A 14,034-nucleotide genomic window follows, 5' to 3' on the forward strand; every position below is an offset into this window, starting at 1 on the left:
GGGGTGTTTCCCCGCCCGGCCCCCCCGCGGGGGTCTTTAAAACCATTCCCCCCCCCGGGGGGGCGGCCCCGGTTTCCGGGGCCCCCGCCCCACTGTCGTTCGCCGCCCCGCCGGGGCCCCCGCCTGCCCCGCCCCGTCCGGGCCCCCGTCCGGGCCGTGGGTCCGCGCCCGTCCGGTGTCCGTGTACACGCGTTCCGCGTCTGTGGCAATCGTGTGTCGCAGGGGGCCGTGAGAGGCGCGTGGGGCGGTTTCCGGCCTGCCCGAACGGCCCTTCGAGGGCGTGTCCGCAGGGATGTTGGAGGACTGTTAACCCTACTGTGGCCTGCTGCTTTACGGGCGGGGGTGGGCTGGTCGGTCTAGTGGGGCAGGGGTGAGGTCCGGCCGTCGGACGAGTGGGCGAATGGTCTATACCAATGGGGTACTGTGACCGTGGAGCTGTCAGAAACACGGCTGTGGGGGCCATATGACTGTCCAAGAGATTCCGCCTGTTCGGACGGGGCTTACCGAGCCCGTCGGGCACCTTCCTCAACCTCCTTCGGATCAGGAGCTCTACTGGTACTTCGGACCACAGCGCCGTTGGGTGCTGGTCGCCACCTCGGCCGCGTTCGTCTTCACGGCCGGGACGATGTTCACGTTCGCGCTGCGGACGCCCGCACTCTGGATCTTCCTCGCGGTACTGGCGCTGAACGTGGTGGCGCTGGTGCTCTCCTCCGTCAACAGCCTGCGCAGCCGCCGGCTCACCCGGCAGTCGCACGAAGTCCTCGTGCACGCCTGGGACCCGGACGAACTACCCACCGTCGACCTCTACCTGCCCACCTGCGGTGAGCCGTTGGACATCCTGGAGAACGCCTACCGGGCGGTCTCCGCGGTCGACTGGCCCGGCGCGCTGACCGTCTGGGTGCTCGACGACGGCGACCGGCCCGAGGTGGCCGCGCTCGCCGCCGCCCACGGCTACGAGTACGTGGTGCGCCCCGACCGGGGCCACCTCAAGAAGGCCGGCAACCTCAACCACGCGCTCACGCTCAGCAAGGCGGAGTTCATCGCGATCCTGGACGCGGACTTCGCGCCCAGGCCCGACTTCCTGCGCCACCTCGTCCCGTACTTCGCGGACCCGCGGACCGGCATCGTCCAGAGCCCGCAGTGCTTCGACACCGACGAGACGATGGGGTGGATCCAGCGCTCCGCCGGCGCCGCGCAGGAGTGGTTCTTCCGCTGGATCCAGCCGTCCCGGGACGCCAGCGACGCCGCCATCTGCTGCGGCAGCAACGCCGTCTACCGGCGCGCCGCCATCGACGCGGCCGGCGGCTTCGCCCGGCTCGACCACAGCGAGGACCTCTTCACCGGCCTCGGCCTGTACGCCAAGGGCTACCGCACGCTCTACGTGCCGGTGCTGGTCGCCAAGGGCACCTCGCCCGACAACCTCGCCTCCTTCGTCAACCAGCAGTACCGCTGGGCGATGGGCAACCTGCACCTGCTCGGCTCGCCCGAACTCAAGCGGATCGGCGCACCCTGGCGGATGCGGCTCTGCTTCTACGAGGGCATCGTCGGCTACCTCGCCGCCGCCGTGAACATCTTCGTCGCGCCACTGCCGCCGCTGGTGATGATGTTCTGGTACCCGGACCAGATCCGGCCCTGGCACGTCCTGCCGATGCTCGCGCCGCTCTGGCTCTGGCACGTCCTGCTGCCCAGGGTCAGCCGCACCCGCTGGCGGATCGAGGTGATCCGCTCCAACGTGCTGATGAGCGCCGCCGCCGGCGCCGCGTTCTGGCACACCCTGCGCGGCCGCAGCGCCGCCTGGGTGCCCACCGGCGCGGGCAAGGCCAAGCCCGGCGGACTGGCCAGGCAGGTCGTGCTGGTCTCGCTGGCCTGGCTGATCGCCTCGCTCGGCGCCGGCGCGGCCGGGCTCGCCCTGGCCGTCGCCCACTACGGATGGGAACCCAACTGGGGCCTCGGCCTGTACCTCGCGGTCCAGGCGCAGATCGGCGTACCGCTGATCCGGGACCTGGTGGGCGAGATCAGGGGGGACGCCCGAAGCAGTGCGTCGTCCGCACCCACGAGCCGCTTCGGCATGCTCCCCCGGCGCTGGCCGGAGGGGCTGGCCGCCACCGCCACGCTCGTGCTCACCGCTCTGCTCGCCTCCGGCTGGGTCCGCCCGATGCTGCCCTGGCTGGGTTGAAAGGTCGTCACCACCCATGGAAACGCCCGCGGTTCCGGAACTCCGTCCGGATGCCTACACCATTCCCGGCCCGCCGCCCGGCGGCGCCGGAGCCCCGGGGGCCGTCTCCCGGGGCGCCGTCTCCCGGGGTTCCGATGCCCCGGGCCCGGCGCCCCGGCCGGGCTTCCGGCCCGACATCGAGGGCCTGCGCGCGGTCGCGGTCCTCGCCGTCCTCGCCTTCCACGCCTCCGTCCCCGGCCTGGCCGGCGGCTTCGTCGGCGTTGACGTCTTCCTGGTCATCTCCGGCTACCTGATCACCGGCCTGCTGGTGCGCGAGGCCGTCACCAACGGCCGCATCCGGCTCGGGGAGTTCTTCTCCCGCCGGGCCCGGCGCCTGCTGCCGTCCGCCGCCATCGTGCTCGCCGCGGTCGCGCTGGTCGGCGCCTGGCTCACCGTCCCGCTGCGCCGAGCCGACCTGGAGCACGACGTCCTCGCGGCGGCGCTCTCCGTCGCCAACTGGCGGTTCGTCGCCCAGCAGACCGACTACCTGGCGGCCGGCCGCGACGAGAGCCCGCTGCTGCACTTCTGGTCGCTCGCCGTCGAGGAGCAGTTCTACCTCTTCTGGGGGCCGCTGCTCGCGCTCACCTGCTACCTGGTGCTCCGGGTGGTCCGCAAGGGCCGCCCCGACGGCCGCGGCCGGTCGGTCCGGCCCGTGGCGGCCGTGATCGCGGCCGTCCTGACCGTCGGCTCCTTCGCGCTCTCGCTGCACTGGACGCAGGACTCCGTCTCGCTCGCCTACCTCGGCACGCCCTCCCGCGTCTGGCAGTTCGGGGTCGGCGCCCTGCTCGCCCTGCTGCCCTGGCACCTGCTGCGCGGGCCGCGGTCGCTGCGCCTGCTCGTCGGGTGGGGCGGTGCGCTGGCCGTCGTCGGCTGCGTGCTCGCGTACGACCACACCACCCCGTACCCGGGCGTCGCCGCGCTCGTCCCGACCCTCGGCACCGCCGCCGTGATCCTGGCGGGGACGCCCGACCGGGCCGGTGCCACCGCCGTCCTCGGCGTGGACCGGGTGCTCGGCACCCGCGTGCCGCGTGCCCTCGGCCGGCTCTCCTACAACCTCTACCTCTGGCACTGGCCGGTCCTGGTCCTCGCCGGCGCGCAGTTCGGCGCCCTCGGCTGGCCCGTCAAGGTGGCGCTCACCGCCGCCGCCGCGCTGCCCGCCGCCGCCGTCATGCGCTGGGTCGAACGGCCGCTCCGCGGCAGCCGGACCGTCTCCGAACTCCCGCGCCGGGGGCTCTCGTTGGGGCTCACCGCGGTCGTCGTCCCGGTGATGCTGGCGCTGGTCGTCGGCACCGGGACGCTGCGCCTGCTCGGCCCCGCCTCTCCCGTCGACCTCCAGGGCCTGCCGCCCGGCTCGCCCGACGGCACCTCGTTGCTGGTGCGCACCGCCGCCCCGCCGAAGGGCGGCCCGGCGGTGGTCCCGGACGCCGTCCAGGCCCGCAAGGACTTCCCGCCGGACGGCGAGTGCGAGGTGGCGCCGGCCGCCACCACCAGCCCCGACTGCCGGTTCGGCGTGGTGGACAGCCCGGACCGGATCGTGCTGCTCGGCGACTCGCACGCCGGCCAGTGGTTCTCCGCGCTGCTCGCCATGGCCGCCGAACGGCGCTGGGCGCTGGAGGAGTTGGTCAAGCAGGGCTGCCCGCTCCCGGAACTCGACGTGATCAACCCGCAGTTGGGTCGCCCCTACCGGGAGTGCGACACCTGGCGGGACAACGCCCTGGCCCGGCTCAAGGAGGGCCCCAAGCCCCGGCTGATCGTCGTCTCGACCCTCAACCGCTACACCGACGACCGTCAACTCCTGCTCCGGGGCTGGGAGAAGACCCTGACGCCGCTGCGCGAGCTGGGCGTGCCGATCGTCTACCTGCGCGACACCCCGATCCCCGGGACCGACGTCCCGGCCTGCATCTCCGGCCACACCGACGACCCGGCCACCTGCGAGTTCTCCCGCGACCGGGCCCTGTGGGCCGACCCGCTGGCCGACGAGATCGCCGCCGGCCGGCTGCCCGGCGTGCAGTCGGTCGAGGTCAACTCGGTCATCTGCCCCGGCAACGGGCGGAGTTGCCCGGCCGTCCTGGAGCGCATCCTGCTCTACCGGGACGACACGCACCTGACCAACGTCGCGGCGGTCGTCCTGACTCCGCGACTGGAGCGGCTGCTGGTCGAGGCGGGCGCACTGCCCGCCAGGGGCGCCGCTCCCGGCGGGTCCGGCGGCCCGGGCACCCCGGTGGGCCCGGTGGGTCCGGACGGATGGACCCACCTGCTCCGGGACGACTTCGACGGCCAGGCCGGCAGCCGCCCCGACACCGCCAACTGGCAGTACGACCTGGGCACCTGCTACCCCGGCTGCCCGGCCCCGCAGTGGGGCACCGGCGAGATCGAGACGATGACCGACTCGACCGACAACGTGCGCCTCGACGGCAAGGGCGCGCTGGAGATCGTGCCCACCCGGGACGCGAACGGCCGGTGGTCCTCGGGCCGGATCGAGTCCCGTCGCGCCGACTTCGCGCCGCCGCCCGGCGGAGTGCTGCGGATCGAGGCCTCGCTCGCCCTGCCCGACGTCACCGGCCCCGCCGCCGCCGGGTACTGGCCCGCGTTCTGGACCCTCGGCGCCGACCTGCGCAACGGGTACACCGGCTGGCCGGCCATCGGCGAGCTGGACGTGATGGAGCAGGTCAACGGCCGGGACACGGTCTTCGGCACGATGCACTGCGGTGTCCTCGACGGGGGACCCTGCCAGGAACCCCGGGGCCTCGGCTCGGGCGACCAGCCGTGCGGCGCGGACTGCCGCACCGGCTTCCACCGGTACGCGGTCGAGGTCGACCTCACGGCCGGCGCCGAACAGGTCCGCTGGTACCTCGACGGCCGCGAGTTCCACCGGGTGGCGGCCGCGCAGATGGACCGCGCGACCTGGGACAGGGCCGTCAACCACGGGCTGTTCCTGATCCTGAACGTCGCCGTCGGCGGCAACCTCCCCGCCGCCTTCGGCGGCACCCCCGGCCCGGCGACGGAACCCGGCCACCCGATGCGGGTCGACTACGTCGCCGTCTCGGCGAAGGCGGGCCCGGTGTCGGGCACGACGGCCGGTGCGGGAACGGGTGCGGGAACGGCCGCAGGAGCGGGCGCGACCGCGGGCGCGGCCAAGCCGTAGCCCGTACGGCGCGAGTGACCGGCCCGGGCCGGGGAGCCACGTGCTCCCCGGCCCGGGCCGCGTCCGGTGGCGGCCCGCGGCGTTCCACCGGAGGACGATCCGACGGATCGCGGCCGAGCCCGTGGGCGCCGACACGTCGCCCCGCCGCGCCGCCCCGCCGCGTTCCACTCCGTGTCGCTGCGCCCCGTCGCCGCGAGAAGCGGTGGCCACCCTGCCCGCCGCACCGGGCCCGGTGTCATGCTGGGGCCACCGATACAGAGGAGGCGCGCGTGGCGGGGGACAACGTCGGTGAGGCCGGGCCCGGTGCACGGCCCTGGTACGCCGCCAACGAGGTTCTGGCCTTCCTGATCGAACTCGCCGCCTTGGGCTCGCTGGGCTGGTGGGGGTTCGGCGCAGGCCACGAGGGCGTCCTGCGGATCCTGCTCGGGGTCGGGGCGCCGCTGGCGGGCATCGTGCTCTGGGCGCTGTTCGCCGCCCCCCGGGCACGGCTGCGGCCGGGGCTTCCGCTCGTCCTCGCGGTCAAGGCGGTGGTGCTCGGCGGCGGCGCCGCCGCTCTCTGGGCGGTGGGGCACCCCGTCGCGGCGGGAGTCATGGCGGGCGTGACGGTCGCCAACATCGCGGTGGCCGAGACCTTCCGCACGTCGGCCGTCGACCGCGCTCCCGGAGCGGCCGCACCCGCCGGGTGACGGGAGGCGACGCGGCCGTACGGCGGTTCGGGTGACCGGGGGCGGTGTGTCCGGGCGGCGCGCGGGCCCGGGGGCGGTGCCCGGTGTGTATACGTGGCAGCCGGTGGGCCGACCGTCCGCCGGAGACCGCTACGGAAGGGAACCCCATGACCCAGCCACGGGCCAGGGCCGCGCAGAGCGTCGACGAGGTCATCGAGCGGATGCGCGCGACCAAGGCCCGGCTGGACCCGCGGGACGGCGTCGCCTGCTTCAACCGGATGTACCTGCGCGTCACCGAACTCGTCGGCGAACGGTTGACTGCCGGCTCCTTCCAGGACCGGGCGTTCGTCGAACACCTCGACGTCGACTTCGCCAACCTCTACTTCGACGCCGTGGACGCCGCCGAGACCGGGCGCCCGGTCAACGCCGCCTGGCAGCCGTTGTTCGAGGGCCGCGCCGACCGGGTGGTCTGGCCGATCCAGTTCGCGTTCGCCGGAATGAACGCCCACATCAACCACGACCTCGCGCTCGCCGTCGTGACCACCTGCATCGAGTGCCGCACCACGCCCGACACCCCGCCCGTCCATGCCGACTACCTCAAGGTCAACGAACTGCTCACCCAGGTCGAGGCCGAGGTGCGGGCCTCCTTCGAGGTGCAGATCGGCAAGGCCGACACCCGCGCCGCCGAGCCCCTGAAGCACCTCGTCGCCAGCTTCTCCGTCGCCCGCGCCCGGGACGCGGCCTGGGCCACCACCGAGGCCCTCTGGCACCAGCGCAACCTCCGCCCGGTGTACGACGCCACGCTGACCGCCGTCACCGGCACCACCGCCCCCGCCGGACGGATGCTGCTCACCCCCGTCCTGCCGCCGGTGGAGCAGCCGGACGGCGACGTCTGACACCGACCTCCCACGCGCACGCCGACGGCTCAGCGCAGCGGGTCGAACGGTGCCAGCACGGCCGGGGGACGCCCCGTGGCGACCGCCTCGGCGAGCAGCCGTCCGGTGGCCGGGCCCAGCGTCATCCCCCACATCCCGTGCCCGCCCGCCACGAACACCCGGGGCGAGCGGGTGGCGCCGACCAGCGGCAGCCCGTCCGGCGTGCACGGCCGCGAGCCGACCCACACGTTCCGGCGGTCGTCCAGATCGGCCCCCTCCAGCAGCGGTCGCGCCGCCTCCGCGACCGCCCGGACCCGGCGGCCGTCGAGCGGTGCGCCCGGCCGGCGGAACTCCATCATCCCGGCCACCCTCAACCGGTCGCCCAACGGCGTGCAGGCCACCCGCTGCGCCGGGAAGTACACCGGCCCGGCCGGGGGCCGGCGCACCGCCACGTCGAAGCTGTAGCCGCGACCCGCCTGGACGACCGACCGCACGCCGAACCGGCGTGCCAGGTCCCCGAGGTGGACGCCGCCCGCCAGCACCACCGCGTCGAAGTCCTCGGCGTCCCCGTCTCCGGTGAACAGCTCGACCCGCCCGCCCCGGTCCCGGAGCGCCCCGACGGCGGTGCCCGGCAGGATCGTCCCGCCGCGTCCGCGCACGGCCTCGGCCAGGGCGTGCACGAATCGGCCCGGGTCCAGGTACCGCTGGCCCTGCAGCAGCACCGCCGCGCCGATCCGCTCCGAGAGCGCCGGCTCCACCGCCCGGGCCTGCCCGCCGTCCAGCACCTCGTGCTCCACCGGCTGGCCCGCGACCCGCAGGTGGTGCAACTCCGCGACCAGACTCCGCCGTTCAGCGGCCGTCCGGAACGCGGCGAGGAACGAGGCCGCCGGGAGCGTCCGTGCCGCGACCCCGCCCGCCGCCAGGAGGTCGAAGGCCGGCAGCGCCAGCCGGTTCAGCGGGACCAGCGCCGCCATCCCGCGCCGCCACCGACCGGGTGTGCTGTGCCGGACGAACCCGGCGAGGAACCGCAGCAGCCCGGGGTCGGTGCTCGGGGGCACGTACACCGGGGAGGCCGGGTCGAACACCGCGCGCAGCCCGAAGCGCAGGACCGCCGGTTCCGGCAGCGGGGACGCCAGCCCCGGCGTCAGCCACCCGGCGTTCCCCCGGGACGCGCCCGCGCAGACGTCCTCGCGGTCGAGGACGGTGACCTCGACGCCGTGCTCCTGGAGGAACCAGGCGGTGGCCAGCCCGACCATCCCGGCGCCGACGACGGCGACCCGGCGCGGGTGCGCGGGACGCGCGGGGGAGACGGGGGCGGTGGGCGAGGCGTGAGTACCGGAAGTACCGGAAGTACCGGGGGAGGCGTTCGGGGCCATGGGCGCTCTCCTTCTGCTGTCGCTGTCGCTGTCGCTGTCGTCCGGGCCGAGGGGAGGGGACGGAACGATGGTGACGCGCGCAGGGGCGGGCGTCGTCGTCCCCGAGGGTGGTCCTGCCGGCCCGGCCGGGACCGGCGTCCCCCCGCCCACCGGTACGGGCACGGGTGCCCGGCAGCCCGGTCGGCGCAGCCCGGCGGGCGCGGCCACGGGCGCCGGGGTGGACTGGTGGGTGACCGTCCGCCGTGGAAAGGCCGCCGATGTCCTCGCCGCCCGCCGCCTACAACGACCTGCGCGCCCTGGTGATCAACTGCACCCTCAAGCGTTCACCCGAACGCAGCCACACCCGGGGCCTGATCGACCTCAGCACCGGGATCATGCAGCGCCAGGGCGTCCAGGTCGACGTCCTGCGGGCCGTGGACCACGACATCGCCACCGGCGTCTGGCCCGACATGACCGAGCACGGCTGGGAGACCGACGACTGGCCCGTCCTCTACAGCCAGGTGATGGCCGCCGACATCCTCGTCCTGGCCGGCCCGGTCTGGCTCGGTGACAACTCCTCGGTCATGAAGAAGGTCGTCGAACGCCTCTACGCCTGTTCCTCCGTCCTCAACGCGGAGGGCCAGTACGCCTACTACGGCCGCGTCGGCGGCTGCCTGATCACCGGCAACGAGGACGGCGCCAAGCACTGCGCGATGAACGTCCTCTACTCCCTCCAGCACCTCGGCTACACCGTCCCTCCGCAGGCCGACGCCGGCTGGGTCGGCGAGGCGGGCCCCGGCCCGTCCTACCTCGACCCCGGCTCGGGCGGCCCCGGCAACGACTTCACCAACCGCAACACCACCTTCATGACCTGGAACCTCCTCCACGTGGCGAGGATGCTCAAGGACGCCGGCGGCATCCCCGCCCACGGCAACCAGCGTTCCGAGTGGGACGCCGGCTGCCGCTTCGACTTCGAGAACCCCGAGCACCGCTGAGGGGGCGCCGCCGGCGGCCGGCGGACGGGGACCGGCCCCGGTGGGAGGGGGAGATAAACGGGTTGCGCCGGGGGAGGCGGCCGTTTAGGTTCTGGGTGTCCTCGCCGATGCGGTGCGAGGAGTCGATGACGAGGAGGTGTGTCCGGATGGTTGCCGCCGTGATGCGGCGCGCCTTCGTGCGCGCGCCATACGCCCCCCTCGTACGTCTTCTCCCCACCGGCTGACAGCGCGTCGCATCGGTCGCGCCCCGGTGGGTCATCTCCTCAGGAGCCACCGCAGTGCGCGAGCGTTATTCCGACAGTGATTCCTTCTCCCGTATCCGTCCCAGGGGCGGGTCCCGGCGCGGCCGCCGGTCCGAGGGGTTGGACGGGTTCGACGGTTTCGAGCCCGAGTACTTCCCCGCCGGGACGGCCGGCACCTCCGAGGGCGGCCTCGACGAGTCCGCCCTCCTGTCCCCGCCCTCCGCCGACGGTCCGGCGGAGGGCGACCGCTGGTCCACCTGGGACCGGTCCACCCCCACCGAGAAGGGGCCCGAGCCGCGGCCCGCCTGGGTGGTGACCGAACTCGCGGCCGTGGACACCGAGCTCGGGATCGTCAAGACGGGCAAGGAGGCCGACGTCTTCCTGCTGGAGCGCGGTGTCCCGGGCACCGGGCGGCGCACCCTGATGGCGGCCAAGCGCTACCGGGACTCCCAGCACCGGATGTTCCACCGCGACTCCGGCTACCTGGAGGGCCGCCAGCACAAGGAGTCCAGGATCTCCCGGGCGATGGCCAAGCGCACCGCGTTCGGCAAGGAGGCCATCGCCGGCCAGTGGGCGGCGGCCGAGTTCTCGGCGCTCTGCCGGCTCTGGACGGCGGGGGTGGCCGTGCCCTACCCGGTGCAGATCACCGGGACCGAGATCCTGATGGAGTTCGTCGGGACCGTGGACGGCACCGCGGCGCCCCGGCTCGCCCAACTCCGCTCGGAGGAGGCCGACATCGGGGATCTTTGGCGGCAGCTCGGCCGCAGCCTGTCGCTGCTGGCGGCCGACGGCTACGCGCACGGGGACCTGTCGGCCTACAACATCCTGGTTCGTCAGGGCCAGTTGGTGATCATCGACGTCCCGCAGATCGTGGACGTCATCGCGAACCCGCGCGGCCTGTCGTTCCTGGAGCGGGATGTGCGCAACGTCGGCGCGTGGTTCGTGTCCCGGGGCCTGCCCGAGCGGAGCGTCGAGGAGCTCATCGACTCGCTGGCCCGGGACACGCGCCTGCGGTAGCCCGTCGCCGGGACAGGCCCCGGCGACGGCCATGTCCGGCGCGCCTGCGGTGGTGAGTCTCGCTCACCTGTCGACCGGAGTTCCTGGGCCGCGATCGACGCGCCCGCCGCGCCGCAGGCGCCGCCCAGGACCTCGCCGACAACGTCCGCAGGCCGCCGGTGGACTTCCGGCCGCCTCCCCGTTCCCCGTCAGCCGCGTGGACGATAAGTCATACCGCCGCCGTCCGGACCGACCGTTCAGCGGCCGCCGCAAAAAGCCGTTTCGAGGAACGCCCGCATCGCCGTGATCTGGGCGGCCTCGTCCTGCTCGTCGCCGCGGCCGGTGTACGAGAGCGCGACCTGGCGGTCGGCGGTGCCCCAGAGCTGGGTGTCGTAGCCGAAGATGCCGCCGTTGTGCCCGAGCACCGGTCCGCACGAGAGCTGGTATCGCGCCAGGCCGAGGCCGTAGTCGAGCTGGTGCCCGCCGGGCTCGGTCGGCACCGCGGCCGTCATCTCTCGCATCAGCCAAGCGGGCAGCAACTGTCCCCTGAGCAGAGCTCGTTCGAAGCGGACCAGGTCGTCGGTGCTGGAAATCAGCGCCCCCGCGGCGCCGGCCCAGGTGGGGTTGTGCTCGGTGACGTCCACGTACGTCGTGCGGACCGGCCCCGCCTCGTCGACGATCGTCCAGTACCCGTGGGCGTGCGGGCCGGGGATCGCGCTCGCGCTGCCGGGGAACGAGCTGTCGTCCATCCCGAGCGGCCGCAGGACGCGCCGGGTGATCTCCTGGCCGTACTCGCGCCCGGTGGCCTTCTCGATCAGGAGGCCGAGCAGCGCGTAGTTGGTGTTGGAGTACCGCCACTCGGCGCCCGGTGCGAAGTACGGCGCGTGGGCGGCGGAGGCCGCGACCAACTGGCGGGCGGTGACGGTGCGCTGTAGCCCGCCGTCGGCGAACCAGGCGCGGAACACCGCAGGGTCGAACAGTTCGGGGAAGATGCCGCCGCTCTCGTTGGTCGGATCCCAGAGCCCCGACGTGTGGTTCAGCAGCTGGCGCACCGTGACGTTCGCGCCGTTCGGCACGAGGCCCGGCAGGTGCTTCTCCACGGCGTCGTCCAGACCGATGCGGCGCTCGCCGACCAGTTGCAGCACGGTGGTGGCGACGAAGACCTTGGTCACGCTGCCCGCCCGGAAGCGCCCGTCGCCGCGTACGGGCGCGCCGGTCGCGAGGTCGGACACCCCCGAGGCGCCCCGCCAGACCCCGCCGCGGTCGCGGATCTCGGCGATCGCGGAGACCGCTCCGGCGGAGGTCAGTGCCGCCAGGGCCTGCCGGCGCTGCCGGGCGGCGGACCGGTCGGACCGGCCGTCCTCGCCCTCGGCCGCGTCGGCGGTCGCCGTGGACTCGGTGGACTCGGTGGGTTCGGCCGCTTCGGCCGTGGACGGGGCGCCCGCCGCCGAAGCGAGCGCGGGGGCCGCGGGCGCGGCCAGGACGAGACAGGCCGCTGCGGCCACGACGTAGGCCAGGCGACGTTTCACGGTTTCTCCTCGGTTGTGGGCGAACCGCGTCCGCCCCGACCTCAGCCTCCCGGCTGCTCGCCACCGGATCGTCGCCCTGACTGAGGACCCGCTCCTCGGCCCCCGGAGGTACCCGCATACGCCGCCGGAAGGAGACCGCACCGCAGGGAAGTTGTACCCCGGTCGGCTGTCGCGCCCGCATCCCGGCGGACCCGCCGGCTCGTTCACCGGCCTTGCCCGCCGGCCCTGTCCACCGGCCCTGTCCACCGGCCATGTCCACCGCCCGGACGGTCGCCCGGGGGAGGCTGCCGGGAATCGAACTGAAGTGATCTCTACCGAACGTGGGATCGATTTCGGCCGGGGGTGATGCCGTGCGTGGCGCCCGTGTCCGGGCGGTGGCGGGTTTCGGATCCGGGGGATCGGCGCGGGTTCGTGTGGTCGGCCGGATCCGCCGACAGGTGGGGGGAGGGTGCCCTGGCGTGCGGGGAAGTCGTTCCGGCCCCGGGTGGAGGGAGGTCGGACGGTCGACGATTCCCCGCCGGTGCGCTTCAAACACGGTAGGTGGATACGTTCACCCGATCGGGTGTAGAAGATCGTTCGGCTCGTTCCAGACCTGCCACCCCGCCTACCGTTGGGAAGCGAGCGAGACGGGTCCGCTTGCGGAGATCCCGTTCCCGCCGGGTTATATGACGATCCGTCATCCCCTGTAGTTCCTTCTCGGAGGGAGGCTCCCCCATGCCCCTGGGCACCAGGCCGGAGACGCCGCGGACGCCATGGCGCGCGCGGTTCGTCCCCGCCGCCGCGCGGCGCGTACCGGAGGACGCTCGGACCGTGGCCGAGCGAGGCGTGCCGGAGCACGTCCGGACGGAAGCGGTGCGGTCGTGAGTTCCGTGGCCCTGGACCGGATCCTTCGCGGTCCCAGCGGGCTGGGCACGGCGGGCCTGCACTTCGCGCCGCGCGACGAGGCGCCGGAGGTGGCCGAGGCATCCGGTTCGGACGCTGGCGAAACGTCACGCCCGGCGCCCGAGGCGGGCCCGCCGAAGACCGGCGACCCGATCCCCGGCCTGTACTGGCACCCGGTGCCGGAGCCCGACCCCGAGCGGGTGGCGGAGGTCAGCCGCCGGATCAAGGCCTGGGCGGAGGACGAGGTCCAGCTCTACCCGCCGGAGTGGGAGGACCAGTTCGACGGCTTCACGCTCGGCCGCTACATGGTCACCTGCCACCCCGACGCCCCGACCGTCGACCACCTGATGATCGCGACGCGGCTGATGGCCGCCGAGAACGCCGTCGACGACTACTACTGCGAGGACCACGGCGGTTCGCCGGTCGGCCTCGGTGGGCGGCTCCTGCTCGCCCACACCGCGCTCGACCCGCTCCACACCACGCAGGCCTACGGGCCGGACTGGGCGGAGTCCCTCGGGTCGGACGCCCCCCGGCGCGCGTACCGCTCCGCGATGGACTACTTCACCCGCACGGCCACCCCCGCCCAGGCGGACCGGTTCCGGCACGACATGGCCCGCCTCCACCTCGGCTACCTCGCCGAGGCCGCCTGGTCGGAGACCGAGTACGTCCCCGAGGTGTGGGAGTACCTGGCGATGCGCCAGTTCAACAACTTCCGCCCCTGCCCCACCATCACGGACACGGTCGGTGGCTACGAACTGCCGTCGGACCTCCACGCCCAGCCCGCCCTGCAACGGGTCATCGCGCTGGCCTCCAACGCCACCACGATCGTCAACGACCTGTACTCCTACACCAAGGAGCTCGCCAGCCCCGGCCGGCACCTCAACCTGCCCGTGGTGATCGCCGAACGCGAGGGCGTCTCCGAGCGGGACGCCTACCTGAAGGGCGTCGAGGTCCACAACGAGCTCATGCACGCCTTCGAGGCGGAGGCGGCCGCCCTGGCCGCCGCCTGCCCGGTACCGACCGTGGTGCGCTTCCTGCGCGGCGTCGCCGTCTGGGTCGACGGCAACCACAACTGGCACCAGACCAACACCTACCGCTACAGCCTGCCTGATTTCTGGTAAGCGAGGAGATGACC

The 14,034-nt window shown here is 73.8% G+C and carries 8 protein-coding genes and 1 pseudogene; 7 read left to right on the forward strand and 2 right to left on the reverse strand.

The features are described 5' to 3' along the window. Positions 1-463 precede the first annotated feature (463 nt). From ACFWIC_RS20435 to ACFWIC_RS20450, 4 genes are all read left to right on the forward strand, one after another. Complete coding sequence (locus ACFWIC_RS20435; protein WP_380519642.1) at positions 464-2,176, forward strand: glycosyltransferase family 2 protein; 1,713 nt, start codon at positions 464-466, stop codon at positions 2,174-2,176. Positions 2,177-2,192: 16 nt separating this feature from the next. Then, positions 2,193-5,360, forward strand: coding sequence for an acyltransferase family protein (locus ACFWIC_RS20440; RefSeq protein ID WP_380519643.1), 3,168 nt, complete (start codon positions 2,193-2,195; stop codon positions 5,358-5,360). Positions 5,361-5,629: 269 nt separating this feature from the next. After that, positions 5,630-6,046, forward strand: a complete 417-nt coding sequence (locus ACFWIC_RS20445) for a YrdB family protein (RefSeq protein ID WP_329878402.1) — start codon at positions 5,630-5,632, stop codon at positions 6,044-6,046. A gap of 146 nt (positions 6,047-6,192) precedes the next feature. Beyond that, complete coding sequence (locus tag ACFWIC_RS20450) at positions 6,193-6,921, forward strand: DUF5995 family protein (protein ID WP_329950930.1); 729 nt, start codon at positions 6,193-6,195, stop codon at positions 6,919-6,921. A gap of 29 nt (positions 6,922-6,950) precedes the next feature. Here ACFWIC_RS20450 and ACFWIC_RS20455 read toward each other — a convergent pair whose 3' ends face one another. Beyond that, the gene (locus tag ACFWIC_RS20455) at positions 6,951-8,276 is read right to left on the reverse strand and encodes an NAD(P)/FAD-dependent oxidoreductase (RefSeq protein WP_380519644.1); all 1,326 of its coding nucleotides are present in this window, start codon (positions 8,274-8,276) and stop codon (positions 6,951-6,953) included. Positions 8,277-8,533: 257 nt separating this feature from the next. On the opposite strand from ACFWIC_RS20455, the gene ACFWIC_RS20460 reads away from it, so the two are divergent. Further along, on the forward strand, positions 8,534-9,250 hold the full coding sequence (locus tag ACFWIC_RS20460; protein ID WP_380519645.1) for a flavodoxin family protein: 717 nt from the start codon (positions 8,534-8,536) through the stop codon (positions 9,248-9,250). 362 nt (positions 9,251-9,612) lie between these two features. Then, positions 9,613-10,509, forward strand: coding sequence for a serine protein kinase RIO (locus tag ACFWIC_RS20465; protein WP_380519646.1), 897 nt, complete (start codon positions 9,613-9,615; stop codon positions 10,507-10,509). A 236-nt stretch (positions 10,510-10,745) separates the two neighbouring features. Here the strand turns inward: ACFWIC_RS20465 and ACFWIC_RS20470 are convergent, their stop codons facing one another. Beyond that, positions 10,746-12,017, reverse strand: a complete 1,272-nt coding sequence (locus ACFWIC_RS20470; protein WP_380355192.1) for a serine hydrolase domain-containing protein — start codon at positions 12,015-12,017, stop codon at positions 10,746-10,748. 881 nt (positions 12,018-12,898) lie between these two features. On the opposite strand from ACFWIC_RS20470, the pseudogene ACFWIC_RS20475 reads away from it, so the two are divergent. Further along, positions 12,899-14,020: pseudogene (locus ACFWIC_RS20475) on the forward strand (family 2 encapsulin nanocompartment cargo protein terpene cyclase); the annotation flags it as partial. Positions 14,021-14,034: the final 14 nt, after the last annotated feature.

Source organism: Kitasatospora sp. NPDC127035 (genome assembly GCF_042726075.1).
Lineage (GTDB): Bacteria > Actinomycetota > Actinomycetes > Streptomycetales > Streptomycetaceae > Kitasatospora.

Coding starts and splice junctions, on each gene's coding strand:
- ACFWIC_RS20435 (WP_380519642.1), top strand. CDS start 464: ATGACTGTCCAAGAGATTCCGCCTGTTCGGACGGGGCTTACCGAGCCC.
- ACFWIC_RS20440 (WP_380519643.1), top strand. CDS start 2,193: ATGGAAACGCCCGCGGTTCCGGAACTCCGTCCGGATGCCTACACCATT.
- ACFWIC_RS20450 (WP_329950930.1), top strand. CDS start 6,193: ATGACCCAGCCACGGGCCAGGGCCGCGCAGAGCGTCGACGAGGTCATC.
- ACFWIC_RS20455 (WP_380519644.1), bottom strand. CDS start 8,276: ATGGCCCCGAACGCCTCCCCCGGTACTTCCGGTACTTCCGGTACTCAC.
- ACFWIC_RS20460 (WP_380519645.1), top strand. CDS start 8,534: ATGTCCTCGCCGCCCGCCGCCTACAACGACCTGCGCGCCCTGGTGATC.